This is a genomic window from Gardnerella washingtoni (assembly GCF_049262705.1).
In the GTDB taxonomy this organism is placed as follows: domain Bacteria; phylum Actinomycetota; class Actinomycetes; order Actinomycetales; family Bifidobacteriaceae; genus Bifidobacterium; species Bifidobacterium vaginale_D.
On sequence record NZ_CP058398.1, the window covers coordinates 1,399,079 to 1,424,954 of the forward strand.

General features: G+C 43.8%; 22 protein-coding genes. 2 read left to right on the forward strand and 20 right to left on the reverse strand.

The annotated features are described in order from the left end of the window. Positions 1–10: 10 nt before the first annotated feature. The 7 genes from rho to gatC form a co-directional block, all read right to left on the reverse strand. A complete protein-coding gene (gene rho, locus HXT28_RS05530) occupies positions 11–1,927 on the reverse strand; it encodes a transcription termination factor Rho (protein ID WP_032814713.1) in 1,917 nt (638 codons plus the stop codon). Positions 1,928–2,243: 316 nt separating this feature from the next. Next, positions 2,244–3,863, reverse strand: coding sequence for an NAD(P)/FAD-dependent oxidoreductase (locus tag HXT28_RS05535; protein WP_422113352.1), 1,620 nt, complete (start codon positions 3,861–3,863; stop codon positions 2,244–2,246). A gap of 91 nt (positions 3,864–3,954) precedes the next feature. Continuing rightward, positions 3,955–4,269, reverse strand: a complete 315-nt coding sequence (locus HXT28_RS05540; RefSeq protein WP_004105898.1) for a DUF2469 domain-containing protein — start codon at positions 4,267–4,269, stop codon at positions 3,955–3,957. Next, positions 4,266–5,183, reverse strand: coding sequence for a GNAT family N-acetyltransferase (locus tag HXT28_RS05545; protein ID WP_064346774.1), 918 nt, complete (start codon positions 5,181–5,183; stop codon positions 4,266–4,268). Before HXT28_RS05545 ends, HXT28_RS05540 begins: the two co-directional genes overlap by 4 nt. Before the next feature lie 220 nt (positions 5,184–5,403). Continuing rightward, positions 5,404–6,903 (reverse strand): Asp-tRNA(Asn)/Glu-tRNA(Gln) amidotransferase subunit GatB, encoded by a 1,500-nt coding sequence (gatB, locus tag HXT28_RS05550; protein ID WP_064346771.1) that lies wholly within the window; start codon positions 6,901–6,903, stop codon positions 5,404–5,406. A 32-nt stretch (positions 6,904–6,935) separates the two neighbouring features. Continuing rightward, positions 6,936–8,477 (reverse strand): Asp-tRNA(Asn)/Glu-tRNA(Gln) amidotransferase subunit GatA, encoded by a 1,542-nt coding sequence (gene gatA, locus HXT28_RS05555; RefSeq protein ID WP_422113353.1) that lies wholly within the window; start codon positions 8,475–8,477, stop codon positions 6,936–6,938. A gap of 6 nt (positions 8,478–8,483) precedes the next feature. Then, positions 8,484–8,780 carry an Asp-tRNA(Asn)/Glu-tRNA(Gln) amidotransferase subunit GatC gene (gatC, locus tag HXT28_RS05560; RefSeq protein WP_004126322.1) on the reverse strand — a complete coding sequence of 99 codons (297 nt, stop codon included), beginning with the start codon at positions 8,778–8,780 and terminating at the stop codon, positions 8,484–8,486. Positions 8,781–9,302: 522 nt separating this feature from the next. Here gatC and HXT28_RS05565 point away from each other — a divergent pair. After that, positions 9,303–10,853 (forward strand): thiol-activated cytolysin family protein, encoded by a 1,551-nt coding sequence (locus HXT28_RS05565; protein WP_422113354.1) that lies wholly within the window; start codon positions 9,303–9,305, stop codon positions 10,851–10,853. Positions 10,854–11,004: 151 nt separating this feature from the next. On the opposite strand, the gene HXT28_RS05570 is transcribed toward HXT28_RS05565, so the two are convergent. From HXT28_RS05570 to clpB, 10 genes are all read right to left on the reverse strand, one after another. Then, positions 11,005–11,976: an ABC transporter permease subunit gene (locus HXT28_RS05570; RefSeq protein WP_422113355.1), complete on the reverse strand. Its 972-nt coding sequence runs from the start codon at positions 11,974–11,976 to the stop codon at positions 11,005–11,007. Next, positions 11,973–12,965 (reverse strand): ATP-binding cassette domain-containing protein, encoded by a 993-nt coding sequence (locus tag HXT28_RS05575; RefSeq protein ID WP_422113356.1) that lies wholly within the window; start codon positions 12,963–12,965, stop codon positions 11,973–11,975. Before HXT28_RS05575 ends, HXT28_RS05570 begins: the two co-directional genes overlap by 4 nt. Positions 12,966–13,095: 130 nt before the next feature. Continuing rightward, the gene (locus tag HXT28_RS05580) at positions 13,096–13,902 is read right to left on the reverse strand and encodes a TrmH family RNA methyltransferase (RefSeq protein WP_422113357.1); all 807 of its coding nucleotides are present in this window, start codon (positions 13,900–13,902) and stop codon (positions 13,096–13,098) included. Between the two features lie 56 nt (positions 13,903–13,958). Continuing rightward, positions 13,959–14,807: a hypothetical protein gene (locus HXT28_RS05585; RefSeq protein WP_422113358.1), complete on the reverse strand. Its 849-nt coding sequence runs from the start codon at positions 14,805–14,807 to the stop codon at positions 13,959–13,961. A gap of 58 nt (positions 14,808–14,865) precedes the next feature. Further along, positions 14,866–16,206, reverse strand: a complete 1,341-nt coding sequence (gene rmuC / locus HXT28_RS05590) for a DNA recombination protein RmuC (RefSeq protein ID WP_422113359.1) — start codon at positions 16,204–16,206, stop codon at positions 14,866–14,868. Between the two features lie 54 nt (positions 16,207–16,260). Next, positions 16,261–16,992 carry a hypothetical protein gene (locus tag HXT28_RS05595; RefSeq protein ID WP_410296343.1) on the reverse strand — a complete coding sequence of 244 codons (732 nt, stop codon included), beginning with the start codon at positions 16,990–16,992 and terminating at the stop codon, positions 16,261–16,263. Next, a complete protein-coding gene (locus tag HXT28_RS05600) occupies positions 16,982–18,076 on the reverse strand; it encodes a hypothetical protein (protein WP_422113360.1) in 1,095 nt (364 codons plus the stop codon). The genes HXT28_RS05595 and HXT28_RS05600 overlap by 11 nt, the downstream gene beginning before the upstream one ends. A gap of 533 nt (positions 18,077–18,609) precedes the next feature. Then, positions 18,610–19,377, reverse strand: a complete 768-nt coding sequence (locus HXT28_RS05605) for an ABC transporter ATP-binding protein (protein WP_064346759.1) — start codon at positions 19,375–19,377, stop codon at positions 18,610–18,612. A 47-nt stretch (positions 19,378–19,424) separates the two neighbouring features. Further along, positions 19,425–19,553, reverse strand: coding sequence for a hypothetical protein (locus tag HXT28_RS05610; protein WP_422113361.1), 129 nt, complete (start codon positions 19,551–19,553; stop codon positions 19,425–19,427). Between the two features lie 320 nt (positions 19,554–19,873). Next, positions 19,874–22,468 (reverse strand): ATP-dependent chaperone ClpB, encoded by a 2,595-nt coding sequence (gene clpB, locus HXT28_RS05615; protein ID WP_422113362.1) that lies wholly within the window; start codon positions 22,466–22,468, stop codon positions 19,874–19,876. A 315-nt stretch (positions 22,469–22,783) separates the two neighbouring features. Here clpB and HXT28_RS05620 point away from each other — a divergent pair, with 315 nt between their 5' ends. Beyond that, complete coding sequence (locus tag HXT28_RS05620; protein WP_064346757.1) at positions 22,784–23,599, forward strand: fumarylacetoacetate hydrolase family protein; 816 nt, start codon at positions 22,784–22,786, stop codon at positions 23,597–23,599. 49 nt (positions 23,600–23,648) lie between these two features. Here the strand turns inward: HXT28_RS05620 and HXT28_RS05625 are convergent, their stop codons facing one another. The 3 genes from HXT28_RS05625 to HXT28_RS05635 are packed head-to-tail and all read right to left on the reverse strand — an operon-like array spanning position 23,649 to position 25,876. After that, on the reverse strand, positions 23,649–24,449 hold the full coding sequence (locus HXT28_RS05625; RefSeq protein ID WP_064346755.1) for a YggS family pyridoxal phosphate-dependent enzyme: 801 nt from the start codon (positions 24,447–24,449) through the stop codon (positions 23,649–23,651). Between the two features lie 33 nt (positions 24,450–24,482). After that, positions 24,483–24,791 carry a hypothetical protein gene (locus HXT28_RS05630; protein WP_032814559.1) on the reverse strand — a complete coding sequence of 103 codons (309 nt, stop codon included), beginning with the start codon at positions 24,789–24,791 and terminating at the stop codon, positions 24,483–24,485. Positions 24,792–24,826: 35 nt separating this feature from the next. Continuing rightward, positions 24,827–25,876 carry a glutamyl-Q tRNA(Asp) synthetase gene (locus HXT28_RS05635; protein WP_032814563.1) on the reverse strand — a complete coding sequence of 350 codons (1,050 nt, stop codon included), beginning with the start codon at positions 25,874–25,876 and terminating at the stop codon, positions 24,827–24,829.

Here is a 25,876-nt window from a genome sequence, read left to right on the forward strand (position 1 = left end):
TACTCATTCACTAAGCAATAGTTGATGATGAAGTATTAGCAGCACCATTAGTTTGTTGAATTATTGCAGCTAAGAAATCACGATTTGAAGCAGTTTTCTTCAATCGCGGAATCAAAGTCTGATATGCTTGCTCTGCTTCAAGACCACCAAAGAGGCGACGCAAACGATAAATAACCGGCAAATCAGCAGCTGGCGTAATTAATTCTTCACGACGAGTACCCGAAGCATTAATATCCACCGCTGGGAAGAGACGCTTATCAGCCAAATCACGACTCAAACGCAGTTCCATATTGCCAGTGCCCTTAAATTCTTCAAAGATTACTTCATCCATCTTGGAACCAGTTTCTACCAATGCTGAAGAAATAATCGTCAAAGAACCACCATCTTCAATATTTCGAGCAGCTCCGAAGAACTTCTTCGGAGGATACAATGCTTGAGCATCCACACCACCAGAAAGAATACGGCCGGAAGTAGGCGCAGCAATGTTATAGGCACGCGCCAAACGGGTCATCGAATCCAGTAAGACAACAACATCCTGTCCAAGTTCTACCAAACGCTTGGCACGCTCTATAGCAAGCTCAGCAACCGTAGTATGGTCAGAAGCTGGGCGATCAAAGGTAGAAGAAATAACTTCACCCTGCACAGTACGTTCCATATCAGTAACTTCTTCTGGACGCTCGTCTACCAGAACTACCATAAGATGCACTTCAGGATTGTTAGTTGTAATAGCGTTAGCAATATTTTGCAGTGTAATCGTCTTACCGGCTTTCGGCGGCGACACAATCAAACCACGCTGACCCTTACCGATTGGAGCAATCAAATCAATCACACGGCCTAACATGCGATTAGCAGTAGTTTCTTGCTTCAATCGTTCTTGCGGATATAGTGGCGTCAATTTTGCAAATTGAGGGCGAGACTGCGATTCCTCTACGCTCATGCCATTAATGCTGTCAATTGCTTGCAAAGGCACGAATTTTTGACGCTGATTTCTACGATCCCCCTCACGAGGAGCACGAATGGAACCTTGTACAGCATCACCTTTACGCAAGCCATATTTTTTAATTTGACTCATTGAAACATAGACATCATTAGGACCAGGCAAGTAGCCGGACGTGCGAATAAATGCATATGATTCTAATACGTCAACAATACCTGCTACTGGAACTAATTCTTCCTGAATTTCTTCACGTCGTGATTCTCTCGAATCGCGTTCTTCGCGACTCATACGCTCATTACGCTCACTACGATCTGTACGACGTTCATCTCGCTCGTCACGTTCATCTCGCTCGTCACGGCTCATACGGTCAGTACGCTCAGCATAATCTGCACGCGTATCATCATAATCACGAGAACGACCACGCATACGACGTTGGAAACGATCTGCGCGATTGGCTTGATCTTCGTGATCATAATCACGGGAAGAGCCACGTTGACGACGCGACTCAGTATCAGCACGAGCCTCATCACCTGGCAAAGTTGCTAAAATCTGATCTAAATTACGCGAATCCATGCTTTCTTGTCGACGATCACGATTATCACGTTCATCTGCATTATGACGACGCTGGAATGTATTGCCGCGATTGTTGTCACGTCTATAATTTTTTGCACCAAAATCTGCTTCATCACGATAGCGACGCTCCGAAGTAGCATTTGGAACTAACGTCTCCAAAGCTTCTAAGTCATCATCATTCGATGCCTGAACGTCTTCATTTTCCACAAGCACATCTGTAGCTTTATTAGTATTCGCGCTATTGCGAGGAATACGAACACTCACTCCAGCAGGCGCTTCTCCCCCATTGCGCGCAGCTGTTAATGTAGCTAACAATTCAGGTTTGCGCATCGTCGACGTACCGCGCAAACCCATTTGCTTTGCAAGATCCTTCAATTCTGAAAGCTTCATTTTTTCAAGATTCTGGCCTGTTGCCACAATTTTACCTTTCCTTAACTCGCGCGGAATAGAATACCGGCAAGCCTTTGCATGGAAGATTACGGAAAAATCCGTCACGAACTCGTCATTATTACATAACAATGTACATAACAACAAACAGTATGTATGCTACTACAGCTCAACGACGCTATACGACACGACGCGCCATAAGTTTAATATTTTTTAGATTATAAGTTAAATATTTAAATAAATAGCGTCAATAATGATGAACAATGCCACCATTATTGACGCCTTCTTACTTAATGCTACAAATTATGCGCTCATTTATACAAAAGTTAGCGCATATAAATACTTACTATTTCTTTTCGTGATAAGACTTTTCAGTATTCACAGACCACACATTATCTTTAGAAGTTTCACCAGTACGAATGTCTTCCACCGCTTCGATTGCGGTTGCCATGGAATGATCTTGATTATTGTAACGATGCTGACCATTACGACCAACACAATACAAATTACCAAAACTATCTAAATACTTAATAAGTTCAGGCATTTGTGCATATGTATCAAAGTACGCTGGATAGGCTTTTGGCACTCGTTCACGATGCGCATCCAAAACATCGGACTCACCATCGATAACTTGCATACGAGTCAATTCATCAATTGCCATCTTGCGGGCTTCTTCATCACTCATATTCCAGAAGTCGTCGCCCTCTTCGCAGAAGTACTCAAGACCAATCCAAACAGTGTTGTCAACATCCTTAACAAGATATGGGCTCCAGTTGTTGAAAATTTGTAAACGACCAACCTTATAGCCCGGATCTTGCACATAAATCCAACAATCTGGAACGATTGGTGGATTACCAAGTGTTGGAATAGTTGTAGTATTACGCAAACGCATACGTTTAACGAGCAAACCGACTGTAACAAAGTCACGATAAGGCAAACCTTGAGCCACACGCTGCATTTCAGCTGGAACCTCAACATTTGCGTCACCATCAGCACCTTGTTCAAGAGCAGCAACTAAATCCTTAATTGGCATAGAAGATATGAATTGATCAGCATGCAACTCAGAACGTTCACCATGAACATCCTCGATAATAACGCTGGCAATTTTACCCTCAGCTTGCTTAATAGCAACTACTTTAGTTCCCACGCACACAGTTGCACCATTTTCACGGCAGCGACGTTCAACCGTTTCCCACAACTGTCCTGGACCAAGTTTTGGATACCAGAATTCCTCAATTAAAGAAGTCTCTACTTCCTTCTTCTTACCATTCTTCTTAGGCATCAACTTAGAAAATGCATTCTTCAGCACTTCTACAATGCTTAAACCTTTAACACGTTGAGCACCCCAATCAGCAGAAATCTGGCTTGGATGGCGACCCCAAAGCTTTTCAGTGTACCCCTCAAAGAACATAGAATACAATTTCTTGCCGAAACGATTAATATAGAAGTTTTCAAGATTCGTTTCTGGAAGCTTATGAATCATTGACCATAAATAACTAAAGCCAACTTTCATGGTCAACATAAAGCCCATAGATTGCAAGGTTGCTGCAGAAAGAGAAATCGGGTAATCAAAGAAATGATGATTCCAGAAAATACGCGAGACACGGTGACGCTTCAACATCACCTCGTCTTCAACTTCAGGATCAGGACCGCCAGCTTCTAAATCGTGATGACGCCCAAGCTTTTTGTCATCATAAGAAGGCGCACCTTGCAATGGGAGCATATCTCGCCACCACTGCATAATACGATCATTTTTCGAGAAGAAGCGGTGACCGCCAATATCCATACGATTACCGTTATACCTCACTGTACGTGAGATTCCACCAAATTCACGTGTAGCCTCAAGCACTGTTACGTCATAGTGCTCAGATCCGCCATTTTTAACGAGTTCCCAGGCCGCCGTCAACCCTGCCGGACCGCCACCAATAATTACCACAGATTCCTTTGGGGATTGTGTATCCGTCACTTGTCCTCCATATTTTCATACATCAATTTTTACTAAAACACTTTGCAATGTTAAGTAAAATCTCTATATATCCTTACTAAGCATACGCGCATCACGCGATAGACTCAGGAATATCAATATCTGTTTTCTGCACTTCTTCAACATTGACATCCTTAAAAGTTACAATGCGAACATTTTTAACAAAACGCGAAGGTCTATACACATCCCAGACCCAAGCGTCAGTAAGCTGCACATCAAAATATACATCTTGACCTGCAGAACGAACATTAAAATCAACTTTATTAGCTAGATAAAATCGTCGTTCTGTTTCTACAACGTACGTAAAAAGTTTAATAACATCACGATATTCTTTATATAACGCAAGTTCGGCATCAGTTTCATAGTTGTCGAGATCTTCGGCGCTCATTGCTTCCCTTCCGTATTAACATTACGTTTGCGACCGCGTCCTATAATACGCCACCACGCTCGCTTTGAAGAAGTTCCTTCCGCAGTACTCGTATTATATGGCCACGCATCATCAAGATTATCACGGCGCACAGGTATAGCCACCGAATGTTCATGAGCACTCAATGCTTCAACAACACCAGGATTTTCTTCAATCACGTGTAATCCAAAAGCATCGAGTGAACGGATGGCATCATACTCATCGACAAGCGTATCCATAACTACAAAATCTTGGTATTTCTGGTTTTGAGCATCCCATAAAGCATCGCGCGCAGTGCCAGTTTTCATAAAACCAAGAGACTGGTATACAGAAAGTGAACGCGTATTAGTCGCAGGAACACCAACCCAAATACGATGTAATCCAAGACCTGCTGGCTCTGATGCAAAGCCATAAGTCATTACTCTAGGCATAGCGTCCCTAGAATATCCACGTCCTCGATAATCCTTACCAAGCACAACTTGAATACGCGCAGAACGCGACCATCCATCAATATCAATCAAAAAAATCATGCCAATAATGGCACCAAAAGTATTCTCAACATCATCTAACATGTCTGGCACAATTGCCCAGGCAATGGTAGGACGAGATTGCACATCACCAGCAAAACGACATAATTCAGATAATTTACTGTCGCTAAAACCATCATGAGACCATTGAACTGAACGCTCAACCCAAGCATGCACCATTGCTCGCTCTGACTGAGAATCTTTACCGGTAATAACCGATGCTTTATCGAAGGCACACAGTTCATCCATTCGTTGCAAATCATCGCAAGTTGCAGGACGCAGCTTTGCCATTTCACCACGAATTGGAGGAATTATTATCGATTTTGGTAACTCACGAGAGTTGTTCACACCGTCACTGGTTTGTTGCATACTCACCTACTTGCATTGCGCCTTTGGGCACCAAACCCACTCGCATAATATATGGTAATCTACAAAGGAGAAGGCACACAGAAGTGCCATTCAAAAGTAAATTCTGCGCACCTGCCGCATAACAAACTCAATTTGCTCTTGCAGCAAGCACGCAGCACTTACTTTTATGCATCAATCGCATCTTTTGTGCATAGCAACAACACTTTTGATGCTATTGTTTTCAGTTTTTAATTTTTGCCATTACGATCTTGGTAACAGCCTTAGCATCAGCCTGACCTCTAGTTGCGCGCATAACAGCACCAATAATTGCACCCATCGGCTTCATATTGCCTGCCTTAAGCTTTTCTGCAACTTCAGGATCAGCTGCAAGAGCAGCGTCAACAGCGGCTTCCAAAGCGCCATCGTCGTTCATAACCTTGAATCCGTGCTTATTAACAACTTCATCAGGCTTGCCCTCACCAGCCAAAACGCAAGCAACAGTTTGCTTAGCAAGTTTATCGTTAAGCTTACCGTCTGCAATGAGCTTTTCAACTTCAGCCACGTCTTGCGGAGTAATAGGCAGTTCTTCCAAAGTCACACCACGAGTGTTTGCTTCGCGAGCAAGCTCACCAAGCCACCACTTCTTAGCACCAGCAGCACTTGCACCAGCCTTAACGGTTTCTTCAACTAAATCGAGAGCATCCGCGTTCAAAATATCACGCATTTCAAGATCGCTAATACCCCATTCGCTTTGCAAACGGTTACGACGCTCGCGAGGCATTTCTGGCATCTCTGCCTTCATGCGCTCAATATGCTCTTTCGTGATATGGAGCATAACCAAATCTGGATCTGGGAAGTAGCGGTAATCGTCAGCATCCGACTTCACACGACCGCCAGCAGTGGTTTGAGTTGCTTCATCCCAGTGACGAGTTTCCTGCAAAATCTCGCCGCCTTCGCTCAAAATAGCAGCCTGACGACGAATCTCATATTGCAGCGTCTTTTCAATACCGCGGAATGTGTTCACATTCTTAGTTTCGGAACGCGTACCAAATGGATCGGTTGGCTTGCGACGAAGCGAAACGTTTACGTCAGCGCGCATATTGCCCTGCTCCATGCGAGCGTGGGAAATATTAAGAGCGCGAACAATATCGCGAATAGCACGCATATAAGCACCAGCAATTTCTGGAGCACGCGAACCTGCACCTTCGATTGGCTTAGTTACAATCTCAATAAGCGGCACACCTGCACGATTGTAATCAACCAAAGAATGGTTCGCACCCTCAATACGACCGTCAGCACCGCCAACGTGCGTATTCTTACCAGCATCATCCTCAATATGAGCGCGCTCAATCGGCACACGGAACACGGTGCCATCTTCGAGCTCAACATCCAAGTAACCATTGCCATTAGTAGGCTTATCGTACTGGGAAATCTGGTAATCGCGAGGCATATCCGGGTAGAAGTAGTTCTTACGAGCGAACTGGCTCCACTCGGCAATCTCGCAATGTAATGCCAAACCGAGCTTAATAGCGTAATCAACTGCAGTCTTATTCACAACTGGCAAAGAGCCTGGCAAACCAAGACTTACAGGAGTTAGCTGAGTATTTGGCTCGCCACCAAACGACACTTCTGCTGGGCAGAACAGCTTAGTGCGAGTGCAAAGCTCAACGTGAGTTTCCAAACCGAATACTGGATCAAACTGCTCCACAGCATCGGCATATTTCATAAGTTTTTCAGCCATGAGAATCCTTCTTACTTAAGCTTTACTTAACCTTACTTAGCCAATGAATCGAGCCAGCCGGCTTTAAGTGACTTCCAAATTGGACCGCCCCACTGCTCTTCGAGCGCTGCTTCCAACGCTGCTGCAGGCTTGTACATCTTTTCATCATGGCATTGCGGAGCAATAATCTGAATACCAACAGGCAGGCCATCGTCGCTTAAGCCAGCTGGAAGGCTCAAAGCTGGAACGCCAGCCATGTTTGCAGGAATCGTAGCAATATCATTCATGTACATGGAAAGCGGATCGTTCATCTTTTCGCCAAACTTAAATGCTGTTGTAGGGCTTGTTGGAGAAACAAGAACATCTACCTTCTTAAACGCTTCTTCGAAATCGCGAATAATAAGCGTACGAACCTTTTGAGCAGAACCATACCAGGCATCGTAATAGCCAGCGGAAAGAGCATAAGTGCCGAGAATAATACGACGCTTTACTTCGTCGCCGAAGCCAGCTTCACGAGTTGCAGCCATCATGTTCGCAGCCGTCTGAGGCTTATCAGCTGGCGGCATTACGCGCAAACCGTAACGCATACCATCATAACGAGCCAAATTGGAACTTACTTCTGAAGGCATAATAATGTAGTATGCAGCCAAAGAGTAAGGGAAATGAGGGCAGGAAACTTCTGTTACTTCTGCACCCATATTCTTCAGTAATTGCACAGCCTCGTTAAAACGTGCTTCAACACCAGGCTGGAATCCGTCGCCGCTAAGCTCCTTAACTAAACCAACTTTCAGGCCCTTCAAATCACGGCGAGATCCTTCGCGAGCCGCTTGAGCCATTGGAGGAACTGGAGCTGGAATAGAAGTGGAATCGCGCTCATCATGACCACCAATAATCTCCTGCAATAAAGCAGAATCAAGAACAGTGCGAGAAACAGGACCAATCTGATCTAAAGAACTTGCCATAGCGATTGCGCCAAAACGGCTAACTCCGCCGTAAGTTGGTTTTGCACCAACCGTACCAGTTAGAGCACCTGGCTGGCGAATAGAACCGCCCGTATCTGTACCCAAAGCAATAGGAGCCTCAAACGCAGCAACTGCAGCAGCTGAACCGCCACCAGAACCACCTGGAACTCGTTCAGTATCCCAAGGGTTGCAAGTGGTTTGGTAAGCAGAATGTTCAGTGGAAGAGCCCTGAGCAAACTCATCCAAATTAGTCTTGCCAAGAATTGGCATACCAGCTGACTTAAGTTTTTCAATAACAGTAGCATCGTAAGGAGGCACCCAGCCTTCAAGAATTTTAGACGCTGCAGTAGTAGGAATACCCTTAGTAACAATCATATCTTTGATTGCAATTGGCACACCAGCTAACTCAGGCAAACCTTCAGTTTCACCCTTAGCGTTCTTGGCATCAAACGCATCTGCCTGCTCAAGAGCCTGATCTGCGGACACCTGCAAGAACGCCTTAATTTCTGGTTCTGCAGACTCAATGACCGACAAGTGAGCTTCAACAAGTTCGCGACTAGAAACTTCTTTAGCTTTGACTGCTGCAGCCATTTGAGCAGCAGAAAGCTTTACTAAATCTTGAGTATTAGTCATATTATTTTATTCCTCCCCCAAAATGCGAGGCGCTACAAACATGCCAGACTCGCTCTTAGGAGCACCGGAAAGCGCTTCCTCCTGAGTTAATGGCGTAGCAGGCACATCAGGGCGCAAATACGCTTCAAGAGGCACAGGATTTGCAGTAGGTGGCACATCTTCGCCAGCAACTTCCTGTACTTTATTAATAGATTCTGCAATGACGTTCAATTCGCCCTGCAAGCGACTAATTTCTTCGTCGCTAAGCGCAATCTGGGAAAGAACTCCCAGATGCTCAATTTCTTCGCGTGTGAATGTAGGCATAACCTCAACTATATGTGTGATGCGTGACCTTCGTATAACAGAAAAAGTAATGTGGATAAAAGCTTTACACACATTATTGCAACAATATTTTCCTAAAATGCGCACTAGATTATTAATCCATCTTTTCAAGAGAACATTGTATGACGATATTTAAAAAGAGAGTCGGCTATCACGCAGATATTGATTATTGCATACATTTACATATATTTTCACAAAATTATCACGTATAAAAATGGCGAAATTTGCAGTTCATTCTATCCCAACACGCCGTAAGCTCAAAAATGGCGTAATAGAAAAATGTTGGTATTTCAGCAATATTTAAGCATTTGTTTAAAGTATGAAAATTTATTTTAGCCCTCTATCGCATAAATAAAAAAGTATGTAATAATCAGGTGATGTGAGATGCTGAAACTAATGCAGAGAAGCATATCATGCACAGAAGCAAATGAATTACAGCCTCTCACAAGAACAATAATCTAAAAGATAATAATCGAAAATATTTTAAAAAATAGAAGGAAATATATGAAGAAGATAAAGTTCTACCGTAATGCAGCAATGTTGTTGCTTGCCGGCGCAACTATTCTCCCACAAGGTTTGGCAGCACCAGCAATGGCTGCTCCTGCACCAAAAGCCCCAGAACCATCCCCATCCTGCGCAGCTAACAAGGATGCTCTGAACAATTATTTGTGGGATTTGCAATACGATAAAACAAATATTCTCGCACGTCATGGCGAAACCATCGACAACAAATTCTCAAGCGACAGCTTCAACAATGGCAGCGAATTCGTTGTTGTTGAGCATCAGAAGAAGAACATCACAAACACAACTTCAAACTTGTCGGTTACTTCCGCCAACGACGATCGCGTATATCCAGGTGCCTTGTTCCGCGCTGATAAAAATTTGATGGACAATATGCCAAGCCTAATTTCTGCAAACCGTGCTCCAATCACGTTGAGCGTTGATTTGCCAGGCTTCCACGGCGGCGAAAGTGCTGTAACTGTTCAGCGCCCAACCAAGAGCTCTGTAACTTCCGCAGTGAACGGCTTAGTTTCCAAGTGGAATGCACAATATGCTGCAAGCCATCATGTGGCTGCTCGCATGCAGTATGATTCTGCAAGCGCACAAAGCATGAATCAGCTCAAGGCTAAGTTCGGTGCTGATTTTGCTAAGATTGGCGTACCGCTGAAGATTGATTTCGACGCTGTACACAAGGGTGAGAAGCAGACGCAAGTTGTAAACTTCAAACAAACTTACTACACCGTAAGTGTTGACGCCCCAGATAGCCCAGCTGACTTCTTCGCACCATGCACTACAGCAGAAAACTTGAAGAGCCGCGGCATTGATAGCAAGCGCCCTCCAGTATATGTTTCAAACGTATCCTACGGCCGCTCTATGTATGTGAAGTTTGATACCCGCAGCAAGAGCACTGATTTCCAGGCTGCTGTGGAAGCCGCTATTAAGGGTGTTGAAATTAAGCCAAATACCGAGTTCCACCGCATTTTGCAGAATACTTCTGTAACCGCTGTAATCCTCGGCGGTAGCGCTAACGGTGCAGCTAAAGTTATTACTGGCGACATCAATACGCTGAAGTCTTTGATTCAGGAAGGTGCTAACTTGAGCACCTCCAGCCCAGCTGTGCCAATTGCTTACACTACTTCTTTCGTTAAGGATAACGAAGTAGCTACATTGCAATCCAATAGCGACTATATTGAAACCAAGGTTTCTTCTTATCGCGATGGTTACTTGACTTTGGATCACCGTGGAGCTTACGTAGCTCGTTACTACATCTACTGGGATGAGTACGGCACTGAGATTGATGGCACTCCTTATGTGCGTTCTCGCGCTTGGGAAGGCAACGGCAAGTACCGCACATCTCACTTCAATACAACTATCCAGTTCAAGGGTAATGTACGCAATCTTCGCATCAAGTTGCAAGAAAAGACCGGCTTAGTTTGGGAACCATGGCGCACTGTGTACGATCGCTCCGATTTGCCACTCGTTCGCCAGCGCACCATTACCAACTGGGGTACGACCTTATGGCCACATGTATCTGAAACTGTGAAAAATGACTGAACTCATAACACATAATTAAATATAGAAAAAATAAATATAGAAAAATAGAAAAGTAAATAAAACAAGGGCTTTATCTTGTAGCCAGTTACGAGATAAAGCCCTTGTTTTATTTGTCTTCTTTATTTTATTTGCGAAATATTATTTAGATATTTTAGATATCGCGATGCTTTTCAACAACGTGGCCAATTGCATACATGACTACGCCCCAAGCGAGAACCACCAAGCCTGATTGCCACCATGTGAAAATATATGCATTTGGTGGAAGCTGCGCACCCGAGTTAGGGGAGCTGCCCAAGAATTTCTCCACCGCTGCGGCTGGCAAAATCTGAATAAGTATTGAATTCCACTTCGCGAAATTGCTCGCAAACATAATAATGCTAACAACACTAGGCAAAATCATCACGGCTCCAATAACGCACATAATTCCGCCAGCAGTTGACTTGCAAATCATGCCAAAACCGTACGCCATTGCTGCTACAACAACCATAATTGCAGGAGAGCCAAGGAACAGCGTAAGAGGCAATTTCCACGCGTTGCTTCCAGATAATCCAGAAGTGCTATCTCCTATAAAGGCTAATTCTGCAGCGCCTAGCGAAACTGCCATTGCAATAAGTTGCACTACAAAAACGTAGATTGCAACCGCAATAAACTTAGCCGTAAAGAACATACCCCTTCGAGGTACGGCAGTAAGAGAAGCCTGAATTGAAGTCGTAGAATGTTCCGCGGTTACAGCGAGCACTGCAAAAATCGACAAAACAATCAAAGATACAGAAGCAAAACTAATAACTAAGTGGAAAATGCTATCTTGAGATGCAATAAGGCTGCCTTTATTGCTCGGCCCAACAGTAATTGCAGCGCTTGATCTACCTTGATTTGCTCCATTCTTAATGTCAACTTTAGACATTGCTTTTTGCACAATCGCGATAATAAAGCTAAAGATTACTGGCAAAACAATAGCTAATGCCATGCACCACCAGGTGGATGAAAGTCCGCGCAACTTAACAATCTCAGATTTAAGCGTGTGCATGAATGTAAGGCGTAAGTGCTGAGCGTTCATACTGCGACCTGTTTTGTAAGAATTGCTCGCCGGATATTCAACAGCTTGTTCAATTTGCCCACTCATTTTGCGCTCCTTCCATCTACATATTGCGTTCCAGTCGCAGCAGTAGTATTTGGCAATGCTTTTGTTACGTACTGCTCTTGACCGTGCGTAAGAGCCAAATATGCTTCCTCAAGCGAAGCATGCTCTTGATTCAGCTGATATACCAAAATCTGATTATCCGCAATTTCGCGCGCAATCTGGTTGAGCTCGCAACCTGTTATTCTGAGTAGCTCGCCTTCTTGAACGTCTTGAGGCGTGCGATTATCTGGCAAAATCTTGCATTCAGGATGATTCTGAACAAGCACAGACTTTAGCTTTTCACCTTCTGGCGTTACTAAACGTATAGCATGCTGAGAATGTGCGTCAACAAAATCTTTTACTGTTGTGCGCTCCAAAATTTCGCCATGCGCAATAATCACAAGGTTATCTGCAGTAAGAGCAACTTCGCTCATTAAGTGCGAACTAAGTAGTATTGCTCGACCTTGACTTGCGTAATACTTGCACAATTCGCGAACCCACTTAACACCTTCTGGATCCAAGCCGTTAATTGGCTCGTCCAAAATAAGATTATGCGGATCTGCTAAAAGCGCCGCCGCAATCGAAAGACGCTGGCTCATACCGAGGGAGAAGGATCCCGCTTTGCGGGTTTTTACACTAGTTAAACCAGTAATATCAATCACTTCGTCAACGCGCTTTTTTGATATTCCGTGAGTTAGAGCAAGCGAGTACAAGTGATTGTACGCCGTTCGACCTCTATGAGCAGACTTTGCGTCAAGAACTGCGCCAACTTCTGTCATTGGGGATGCAATTTTTGCGTAAGGTTTGCCGTCAATAAGAGAAGTGCCGCTATTGGCATGAATAAGGTTTAATGCGCAACGCATGGTAGTAGATTTACCAGCGCCATTAGGGCCTAAAAAGCCCGTGACTTTACCGTCTTCAGCGACGAAAGAAACGTCGTTAAGCGCTGTTTTTGCGCCGAAACGCTTTGTAATATGTTGGAATTCTAACATAAATTAACAGTATCACAAATAAAAAAAATATACATTAAATGTAAGCGTTTATGAGTACAGGCTGCTGCGTTTTGTAATGCGATTGTTTGTTTGCGGTTGTTTGTTTATATTCGCCTGTTTGTAGCTTGTATCAGCAATTTGGTGCTGCATGCTGCGCAATCCACGCGTGCATGGAAACAGCCGCAGCTGCTCCTGCGTTTAGCGAGCGAACAGAGCCGAATTGCGAAATATAAACAACGTCATCCGCCATTTCTAGCGCTTTTTTAGAAAGACCCGGACCTTCTGCACCAAAAAGCATAAGGCAACGTTTAGGGAACTTGTAGTTTTCCATAGCAACAGCGCCTGGAATAATATCGAGCGCTATAACGCGAGCGTTTTTAGCGTCTTGTTCCTGCGTATTTGCGATTTTTTCGTCTTCTTTATTGCCTTCTGCTTGCGCTTTCAGCAAAAGTTGATGCGCTTCTTCTGCTTCTTTAAGCATATTTTCGCGCCAATTAGTCACTAGAGTTTCAATCGTTGGGCAGCACTCAACGTATTGGTAAAGCTCAGTCATTAACGAGCCTTTGCGATTCCATTTATGAGGCCCTACGATATACACTTTTTTCGCAGTAAACGCGTTTGCAGTGCGAACCATAGAGCCTATGTTGAAATCGTGAGTCCAATTTTCTACAGCTACTTCAAACTCATGACGGCCTTTAGAATCGAGATCCGCTTTTATAGCTTCTACTTTCCAGTATCGGTAGCGGTCTAGGACGTTACGCTGGTCGCCTTCGTCTAGTAATTCAGTGCTAAACCGCGCATCATAATTTAGCGATTCTGGATTATCTGGACGAGGCTCACCTGGGTGTTCTTCTTCCCACGGGCCAACTCCTATAGGTCGAAATTCTGGCTCATCGGAAGCTTTTGCAGCCAAAGTAATTGGATTCGGTTCGTGCATGTATAAGTTTTGCTCCGTTAATACTTTTGCTTAGTATTGGCATCTAGTCTTTGCAACTAGTCTTGGCAGCCGTCAGTTGCGCAATCTCCTGTGCAACCTGACTTGCAGTGACCGCCACAGCAGTTATCCTCGCAGCAAGGCTCAGTGCAACCATCATGAGCACAATCACCAGTGCACTCTACCTTGCAATGGCCACCGCAGCAGTTATCTTCACAGCACGGCTCAGTGCAACCATCGTTAGCGCAATCACCCGTGCATTTAACCTCACAATGACCACCACAGCAATGATCGTTGCAGCAATCTTCGTGATCTGCATCTGCACGTAATTCTTCTTCACCGAAAGCTTGAACAAATGCCATTTTAGTACTCTCCTCACTTATTGGATTTACTAATTGAAGATGCCTTGTGCCTTGTTCGTCGGCGTCAACACCACCAATTAATGCAACTATAGCAAGAATTTGCGCGCCTTGCTGATGAACAATACCAAAATCAAGACTTAATTCATTTCCGTGTCGTAAAGTCACAAGCGAAGAAGTTTGAACATACGATTTTTCAGAAAGCCAAGAATCAAGCAACAGCACTCGCTTGCCTTTAACAGATGGACCTTTTGTTGCAGGGAAAACAAAATCCATAACAAAGCCGTCGAGTGCAATTCCTTTACGTTCTGCAGCATGAATAAGCGCAAAAACCATCGGCACAGCAGCAGCAGTTAACGCACCAACAGCGTCAACATCGCGCTCTAACGAATACCCAGCTTTCTCAATTGCATCAAAAAGAACATCACCAACTAGCTTAGAGCCGCGCTGAGCAAATGTAACAGAAAACAGTTCGCTAAATGGTTTCGCACTCATATCCGAACAAAGCATGCGTTTAAGTTCCGCGCGTTCCTCTTGTAATTCTGCCATTTTTGCACTCCTTAGCGTTTAGAGTTGTTCAATTTTTGATGCTTTAATGTTTTTATGCTTAACGATCTTCTACTGATACTTCTGGAGCGCTCAGCTCTTTAACATCAGCTTTATCAGAGTCAATAAGATCTATTGAAGCAATAACTTTACTTTGGTCTAACTTCTGAAGTTTACGCGCTGTTACCAACACTCTAGACTCAAGCGAAGAAGCAAACTTATTGTAAGCTGCAACTGTTCTTGCCAAAGATACGCCAAGTTTTGAAGCATTTTCTCCAAGAACCGCAAAGCGATCGTACAATTCTCTAGATAAATCGAAAAGTTCTTTTGCATCATCTGTAAGACTTTGCTGCTGCCATGCGTACGCAACAGACTTAAGCACAGCCCACAAAGTAACTGGTGAAGTAAGTGCTACTTTTTGCGCAAAAGCATCATCCATAAGCGTTGGATCCGCTTCAAGAGCCGCCTGAAGCAACGCTTCGTTTGGAATAAATGCAACTACAAAGTCTGGTGCTGTTTCAAAAGCCTGCCAATACGCTTTAGCTCCTAATACTCGCACGTGTTCTCGCAAAGCCTTAGCATGCGCTTTGAGAAGCTCGCTCCTTCTAGCTAATTCTTCGTCACTTGCATTATCTGGGATTTCGCAAGCTCGCTGATAATCCGCATACGGAACTTTTGCATCAACTGGAATTGTTTTGCCTCCTGGCAGATGCACAACCATATCTGGCCTCTGCTGCTCGCCATTTACTCCAGTTACAACAACCTGCGTATCAAAATCAACATGCTCAAGCAAGCCTGCAGATTCCACAATATTCTTTAGTTGAGCCTCACCCCAAGCTCCGCGAACCTTATTATTTCGCAATGCTGCAGAAAGCGAACTTGTTTCGCGGTCAAGCCTTGTTTGCTGCTCACTTAAGCCTTTAAGCTGAGTGCTCAGCACGCCCATTTCTTGCTTACGCCCTTCTTCAATCTGCGAAACTTTATTCTTCAATGCTTCGAGATTGTCTTTTACTGGAGCAAGCGCTTCCAAGACTTTACCTTGCTCTTTCAAAGTTTTTTCACGATTTAACCGTTCGCGTTCTTCTCGCTCTGCGCGCAATTGTTCTTCGCGATTCACTCGCAATTGCTCTGCTTGCTGCGCTTTAACAAGTTCTGCTTCAACAAACTTTAATCGCTCAGCAAGCTGCTCTGCTTGCGTGCGATACCGTATAGCCTGATTGCCATTTTCTTGAGCTTGAGCGCGCGCTTGTTCATACTGCGAGCGCAATTCGTTAAATTCGCGCTGGTTTACGCCATTAGCGCCTTGCGTTCCAGAGTTGTGCTTAACAATAGCCAGCACAATAACAGCGGTTATTGCTACAGCAACCACCATTAAAACAAGCATCACAATATTATCGAACATACGTTCTATTAAACACTATTGAGTTGACTTTTAAAACATAATTAAACACGTCTTTTAAGCGCGTTCAAAATAAAGCAATCCACGTCCACACGTGCCGCTCCACAGGCAAACTGCAATTACAGTAAGCACAACAATGACGTATAACAATATGGATTGTCCAGGAATTACAGGCAAAGTTCCAGAAGGATACCATCGCAAAATCAACCCAATTTTACTTTGCAAACCTTGTGTGGCAATGTTCATCACCGCTAAAAAGACGCCAAATGCAAGGCCGTAAAACCTTCCAAAACATGCTAATCCAATCATTATTAGCACAATATCAATCCACGCATTACCTAAAATCATCTGCAATGTACTCAATAACTGCAAGTCAATTATACGAACAATTAACACTGAAGCGCCGAATGAAACGAACAAACACAATAAAGCAGCACTCAATGCATATATTCGCAGCCTTTTCATCACGAAACGTTCCCACGATACCATAATCGGAGCAAGGCAAACGAATGCCGCGGTAATAAACCCAACTACAATAACTTCATACAGAGGAACAACAAAATTAACAACACTACTACCAGATTGACATTGGAACGTTATACCTTCTACCGCATTATGCACATTAGCAGAATCTGGCAAACAAATATAACCAACATAAACTGGCAACTGCGTTACAAATGATCTGAATATAACAAGCATTAAAGAGGGAAGGACTACGGACAATAAGATTGCAACGATTGCAACAATATAATGCCTACCTTCAAGCCAAGCGCGAAAATTATTTTTCATGCTTATCACCAAGTTCCGATAAGACTTGTTGTGGAGTTATGAGGCATTGATTAAGTTCTTTAACATGATTTTTTACAAATTGTTTCAGCTTAGCATCATCAGCATTATTAATACTCATAGCCACTTTATCGTTTGCTTCACCTGGAATAAATCCATATGACCCATACACATCATTACTTATACGAGAAGGAAGCTGAGCAAGCAAAAATGCTGTAACAGAAGCGTTTGAATCAAGATTCTTTTTTACATATACTTCTTTCATAGCACTTGATGCACATTTTGCAGGCACAAATCTTTGTAACACTTCTTGAGCGATACCAGTCATATCACCATATTTCTCAGAACGCCTAACAAATGTATCTGTTTGTTGTTGAATAACAGTAGCTTTAAGATTACGTAACTTTATTAAACCACTATTAGTAAGATTCCAAGATTTTTCAGTATTTGTTGGAGTAAACGCATTTCCAAGCACAAGCACAATTCCTTTGCCTTGCGAATCTCTCTGATTCTTAGGAAACCAAGAAGCAACAGTTTTCAAATGTTTAACAGCACGAAGTTTACGAATATAAGCTTCTTCAGGATGTACACAAACAGAAAAAGCAGTATCTTTAAACGTCGTACACTGAGGCACAAAAGGTCCAGAGCGAATCCAAGGTTTTGGACCCCACATAGCTATACAACAAGCACATACTATTGGCATAATTAAAGAAATACTTATTGCTTTTATGCGCCAATAAGATCCCTTTTGCCAAAAATATCTAATATGCGCGCAACAAAGAATGCATGAAACGATAACAACACACACAAAGAATATGCGCAAAGTCACCAACCATGGGTTCATACGCAAACCAGGCTCAGCACCAATACCAGCATCCGACACTGGAAGTATTGCGTATAAACTACTACCCCAATATCTAGGAAAAATATCTCCCTGAGGTATGGCGCCATTACGCATTATAATGACGCCATAAATACAGCACCAAATTATTGCAAAAGATAATAAAGCTGAGAATACAATTGCCCAACGATTGCCAATAATTACTCCTAAAGTAAAACCAATTGCAAAAAATGCACTTGGCGTCACGCCTCCACATAATAGTGGAAAATACGGGAAATTTGTAATATTTACATCACTCTGAATTACTGTTGGCAATATACTTACGCAATATAACAAACTGCACAGTATAGCGCCTTTTAGTATAGGAATAGCGTAACGACTGGCTGATTTTCCTGCACACCACGCAGGATTAACCAAACATCTGGGCGAGCAAGCTTTACATGAACACCATGCGCCAAAAATGCAAGCAACAATATCAGACAAACAATGCATCCACGTGACATCAATTCTTAACCAAAGCGCATAATTATTATTATGCGCTAAAAAATTTGCCACACCCAAAAAAATAGGATATGCAATCAAAAATAAGCTAAAAACACAACTGCTTATTAGAGATAATGGGGACATAATATGTGAAACAATTGTGCACTTCTTATGATTTTTCGTAAAAAATCTGAATTCAGTTAAAAAGTTAGAATATTGACGCATATTTAATCACATCCCTACTTGCTACCACATTAACAAAATAAGAAACCATACATATCTAGTTACTGCTACTACTAATTTTTATGAAATTTAGATAGCAAATGTCTATACCCTGATTCCCATGGAGTTACCATAAGATCTTCACGATTAGCATATTGAAGAAGATTATCCATTTTCCCATCAAGCAATATAATTCCTTCATTAAGAACTATAACCCGATCCGCAATTACTGCTAAATCTTCTACTAAATGTGTACTGACAATAACAGTATGCTTTTGCGAATAAGACTTAAGAAAATTACGAATATCAATACGCTGCTCAGGATCTAAACCAACAGTAGGCTCATCAAGTATTAGTACTGCAGGCTGACTAGCAATCACACAAGCAATACCAGCACGCTGACGCTGACCTCCTGATATTTTAGCAACGATGCGATGTGCTTGTTTTTCCAAGCCAACCTGTTTGAGAGCATTCCAAGCAGCTTGATACGCAGCGCTCCACGATAAACCTCGCGCCCATGCGGCATATTGAACATTTTTTAACACACTCGATGCATTCATAAGTTCAAATGATTGTGGCAAATAACCAATATTTGACCGAGCTTTAGCCCTTTCCGCACGACAAGTTACATCAAAGCCATGAACAAAAAGTTTTCCACTAGAGGGAGCATAAATAGTCGCTATAACGTTAAGCAGAGTAGTTTTCCCAGCACCATTTGGCCCCAAAAGACCACATATGCCAAAAGATAAATCTATAGAAAGATTATGCAAAATTTGTTTTTTCCCATACGAAAAATTCACATTAACAAGTTGCACACCTGAGCCCGTATATGATTCTTGCATATCTCCCCACTTAACGTTATAGCAATTTGATATTTATATCAACTAGACTAATTACTTCCAACTTCCATGGTGACAGGGTTGCCACTAGGAGTATCACTAAACCCAAAAATACAGCCACCAGAATATTCAACGCCATCTTTTATCCAATTGGTATCTCCATTTTCAATCTGCTTCATAACGTATTCAGCCCTGAATACGTACGCTTATTCTATAATAATTCAATATAAAAAAAAAATAGATTTTTACAAAAACCAATTAAAATTTTAAAAGATAGGCATATCCTATAATGCCAATTATCAGCAATAACTCGAAAAATTAAGTGGGAAATCCACCTTTTCATTACAACTTCATTCTACAAATATTTTTTATTCAGATACAAAAATAGCGTGCCGTCTACTGGAAAATAATCCAATAAACAGCACGCTTTGTTTTATTTGACTACATTAAATCAACACTGCGCAATGTGCGATATTAATTGCAATATTAATGTGCAAGATTACGCAATCTTGAGAGTTACATGGTCGTCGCTCTCTGCACAATCCGCAACTACGCGAGCACCATCATGCACCTTTCCAGAAAGCAGCAATCGCGCAAGTTGATCGCCAATTTCTGTCTGAACCAATCTACGCAACGGACGAGCACCATAAACTGGATCATAGCCATGCTCTGCAAGCCAAGCGCGAGCAGAATCACTCACATCCAAGCTAATACGGCGGTCGCTCAAGCGTGCAGCCACTTGACGAACTTGAATATCCACAATTCCACCAAGCTCTTCGCGGCTCAACGGATGGAACATAACAAGCTCATCCAAACGGTTGATGAACTCTGGCTTAAACTCAGCGTGAACAGCATTCATAACAGCCTTGCGTTTAGCAGCATCGTCCAAGCCTTCTTGCACAAGGAATTGCGAACCCAAGTTTGATGTCATAATCAAAATCGTATTCGTAAAATCAACCGTTCTACCTTGTCCGTCAGTCAAACGACCATCATCTAAAACCTGCAACAAAACGTCGAATACTTCTGGATGTGCCTTCTCAACTTCGTCAAAAAGCACTACAGAATACGGACGTCTACGCACAGCTTCAGTAAGCTGGCCGCCTTCCTCATAGCCAATGTAACCAGGAGCAGCACCGATAAGCCGCGAAACGGAAGCCTTTTCCATGTACTCGCTCATATCAATGCGAACCATTGCACGCTCGTCATCAAACAAAAAGTCAGCAAGAGCCTTAGCAAGCTCCGTCTTACCAACGCCAGTAGGACCCAAGAACAAGAAGGAACCAGTCGGGCGATTCGGGTCTGCAATTCCAGCGCGGCTCCTGCGCACAGCATCCGCTATAGCCTGAATTGCTTCGCTTTGGCCAACAACGCGCTTAGAAAGCTCCTTTTCCATGTTGAGCAGCTTCTCATTTTCGCCTTGCATCAAGCGACCAACAGGAATGCCCGTCCATTCGCTAACGACTCCTGCAATAGAATCAGCATCAACCTGGTCTGGGACCATTGGCTCTTTTGCTTCACTCTTAGCGTTAGAGGCCTCGGATTCTGCTTCTTCCAAAGCTTTTTGAATGCTTGGAATTTCGCCATACAAAATACGGCTTGCTTGTTCCAAGTTGCCTTCACGCGTGAATTTGTCGGCTTCTACGCGCTTAGCGTCGAGTTGCGCTCGCAAATCACCAACCTTGTTATGGCCAGCCTTTTCCGCATCCCAACGCGCTTTCAATCCAGTAAGCTTTTCGCGCGAGTTTGCCAATTCTTCCTGCAACTTTTCTAAGCGTTCGCGCGCAGCAGCATCTTCCGCTTTCTTCAATTGCATTTCTTCCATTTCAAGACGCGTAACTTTGCGCTGTAATTCGTCGATCTCTTCTGGCTGTGAATCAAGCTCCATACGCAAGTGAGCTGCCGCTTCATCTACCAAATCAATCGCCTTATCTGGAAGCTGTCTGCCAGTAATATAGCGGTTTGAAAGCGTTGCCGCAGCTACGATTGCATCGTCACTAATCGTCACCTTGTGGTGCGCTTCGTAACGTTGCTTAAGTCCGCGCAAAATCGTCACCGTGTCTTCAACAGACGGTTCGCCAACAAACACTTGCTGGAATCTGCGTTCAAGCGCCGAATCCTTTTCAATATGCTCGCGATACTCGTTAAGCGTAGTTGCACCAACCAAACGCAGCTCACCGCGCGCAAGCATTGGCTTAAGCATATTGCCAGCATCCATTGAACCTTCTGCAGATCCTGCGCCAACAACAGTGTGAATTTCGTCAATAAACGTAATAATTTGACCGTCTGATTGTTGAATTTCCTTCAACACTGCCTTTAAGCGTTCCTCAAACTCGCCGCGATACTTCGAACCTGCAACCATCGAAGCCAAATCGAGACTGATAAGACGCTTGTTTTGCAAAGTCGTAGGCACATCTCCTGCAACGATTCGCTGAGCTAATCCTTCTACAACTGCCGTTTTTCCAACGCCCGGCTCGCCAATTAGCACAGGATTGTTCTTCGTGCGGCGAGAAAGAATTTGAATCACGCGGCGAATCTCCTGGTCGCGGCCAATTACTGGGTCGAGCTTTCCTTCGCGAGCGCGCGCAGTCATATCAACAGAATACTTTTCGAGCGCTTTGTAGTTGCCTTCAGCATCCGGACTCGTCACTTTCGCACCTCCGCGCACAGTTGGCACAGCTTTTCGCAGCGCGCCTGCAGAAACATTATGCTTTTTGAAAATATCCGCAACTGCATTCGGCGCGCTTGCAACTATGCCAATAAGCATGTGCTCCGTAGAAACGTATTCGTCTGCCATTGCGCGCATTTCTTTTTCTGCCTGGCTTAGCGCAGCCAAAAGCTGACGGCTTGCGTCTGGCTTAGTTGTAGTTGAGCCAGTAGATGAAGGCAATGCCACTAATGCGTTGCGAATTTCAGCGCCGATTTGTTGCGCATCTGCCCCCGTCTGCGCAATAAGCGCGCGCACTACGCCCTGCTCTTGGCGAAGTAAAGCATCCGCCAAATGCAAGGTGTCAACTTGCGCATTGCCAGCAGCCGCTGCACTTTGCACAGCGTCGCTTAATGCGTCTTGCGCTAAGGTTGTAAACTTTTGTTCCATATCTACCTCATTTCCACGAAAGCTCTAAAACACATTTCAGTTAAGTCAAATCGCTGCAACTTTTATTGCAATTTCAAGCTTTTTGACGATACTTTCGAGTTCTAACGAGCTTTCACTTTCATGTATCTGATACGTATAACAGATTTTCCTATAACTTTATTCCTAAAACTTGAGTGTACTAGACTCAAGTTTTGTTTTCAAGAACTTTCAATCGCAAATAATTTACGCAAATAATTTAATTAAGCAGCAAGCAAAGTTTAGTTAAGTATCGAGCAATGCTTAATTAAGTAGCAAATATGTCGTAATCTTAAAAGCATGAGAATTGCACGTTTTTCCTATAATGAAGTTCCTCAATACGCTTTCGTTCAAAAAGACGAAACAGACGGTAAAGATTATTTAGTAGCGCTTGAAGGGCATCCTTTAAGCCCGCAAGGAGTTAAGCCAACTGGTAAACGTTACGCGTTGGATGCGGATGGCGTGCGCTTGCTTGTGCCTGTAATTCCTTCAAAAGTGTACGGATTGGCGAAAAATTACGATACGCGTTCCGATGATGAGCGCGCTGCTTCTTCTGCGGCATCTTCGCATACTGCTGCAGATATGGTGATTTTTACAAAGCCAAGCACTTCTGTAATTGGTCCGGACGATCCAATTGTGATTCCTGCTTGCTCAAACGACATGAATTTTGAGCCAGAAGTGGCAGTTGTTATGGGCAAAATCGCCAAAAATGTGACGGCAGATACCGCAATGAATTACGTTTTTGGCTTTACTTGCGTAAACGACGTAACTTTACGAGATTGCGCAGGTAGCGACCCAATGTGGACGCGCGCAAAAGGTTTCGACACTTCTTGCCCACTTGGACCTTGGATTACAACCGAGCTAAATTGGCGCGATGCACATATTTCATTTACGCTTAATGGTGAAAATGTGCCAGAAGCCGACGGCACTACAGCTCGACTTATTCACAGTATTCCTGAACAAATTGCTGCAATTTCAAGCTTCTCAACGCTTCTTCCAGGAGATGTGATTTTGACAGGAACTCCATACCCAGCTGGAACTTTACGCGCTGGTGACGAAGCGATTGTGCACGTAGATGGTATTGGCTCGCTGCGCAATGTGATTGTGCATGCGTAACGGCAATAAAAGTAAAAGATAGCAATGAGAAACTAGGCAAAACTTAAGACTACACAAATGCGCGTGGGCCAAAGATTGCCGAACCGATTCGGACCATCGTTGAGCCTTCGGCAATCGCCCACGCAAAATCGCCGGACATTCCCATCGAAAGCTCTAATTTTGCAGAGTTTCCATCATGATCTTGCGCGAGTTGTTCACTCACACAATCTCTAATTTCTCGCAATTTTGCGAAACCACTTCTCACTATTTTTTCATCATCCACGCGCGCTCCGAGCGTCATAAATCCGTGCAAATGAAGCGCCGGAAGACTAGATATAGCGAGCGCTTCGTCAATCGCACGTTCTGGCGCACATCCGGATTTTGTAGCTTCTCCCGAAACGTTCACTTCCAACATAACGTCTACACCAAGTCCCAGATTTTGCGCGCGAGCAGATATTTTTTGCGCAAGATCAATGCCGTCAACCGACTGAATACCATTTGCAAGCGGCAAGACTTTGTTTATTTTATTGCTTTGCAACTGACCAATTAAATAGAGCGGAATTTCGCCGTTTACACCAACGCTTAAACGTTCTCTAGCAGCTTCCGCGCGTAAAATTTCGGCTTTTGCAACGATTTCTTGCGGGCGATTTTCCCCAATTACACGCACTCCGGCTTTAAGCGCTGCCATAATTTCGCCAACATCTCGCGTTTTAGTCGCGGCAAGTAGCGTAACAGATCCAGCTTTGCGCCCATAATGCGATTCGGCTTGAGCAATGACGTCTTGCATGCTGTGCACACCGTCGGCAATTTGACGCGCACGAACACAATCGACCCCAGTATTCGCTAAATCTTTTTGCGTCATATATGCCATTTATTGCCCCCAATCTAATCTCATAAAAAATAGTCACACTAATTGAGGAATTTTATCACTATATTTACGACGTGCAGCTTCTGCAGTAACTCCAAGTGCGCGACCTATTGTATTCCAAGACTGACCATTTTTGCGGCTTTTGTACACAGCCTCATTTATCTCTTTTTCAATTGCGTGACGGCGATAATTCAATCTGCTCAATTCACGAGATGGATCCCAGCGAGAATCCAAAGTTGGATCTCCTGGATCTGGTTCCGATTTTGCTTCCATTTCTCTTGAAATAATCTCGCCATATTCCGCAAGATCTTTTTGCTCTTCTTTACTCAATTCACTAAATTTCATTTCAACCCTTCCTTTTCCCATTTTAAATACATAGTTTAGTCAAGGAAGGGCACGGATTTGTCGGCTAGGTTTGTGCGAACAGAATCCCACGGCGTTTCGTCGCTTTCAAATAACGCGAGAGCATCGGCAGCATTCATATCTACAGGCTGATTTTGCTCAGGATTCTTGTATCCCAAAAGATACATGCAATAGCCAATCATGCGCTCGGCACTCCAGCCAGCTTCACGAAGCGTACCGACGTCTAACGAGTGCTTACTTTTTGCAAGTCGCTCGCCTTGTGCGTTGTCAATAAGCGGCAAATGCGCAAATTGCGGACGCACATAATGCGTACCGTGAGCCGCAAAAAATCCCGATTTTTCAAGCAGCTCACCAATCCAAATCTGCAACGCTGCCGAACGCAACAAATCACGTCCGCGCACAATGTCATTTACTCCGCTCAAAACATCGTCAACAACAACCGCAAGCTGGTACGAAAAAACGCCATCAGCGCGGCGAATCACCATGTCCCCCAAATCGCGATTAATATTAAAAGATTGCGCACCAAAAATCGCATCTTCAAAATCAATATTTGCTTGCCTCGAATCAGTCGAGGGAACAGCAAGCCTTAAAGAATGTTGCTGATTATTTTGCAAACGCTTTTTGATTTGCGCCAAACCTTGCGCGTTTTTACGAAGATTTCTGCACGTACCCGGGTAACGTATAAAACCGTCGCCTTCCTGCGGAGCTGCGATTGCGCGAATATCGGAACGCGAGCAAAAACATGGGTAGATTAGCGAATTTCCGTCGTCGTCTTGCAAAGATTCTAGGGATTCAAGAGCTTCTTGGTAGATTGCAGTGCGCTCATGCTGATAAGTTGGCTCGCCAACCCAATCAAGCCCAACCCAATGCAAGTCGTCAATCACTCGCGCGCTAGCATCCTTTGGCATGCGCGCAATATCAAGATCTTCCAAACGCAAAATCATGTGGCCGCCTTGCGATTTTGCAGAAAGCCAAGCCGCAAGCATAGCAACCATGTTTCCAATATGCATACGCCCGGAAGGAGTAGGCGCAAAACGCCCAATTGCAATAGTTGACTTAGAAAACAT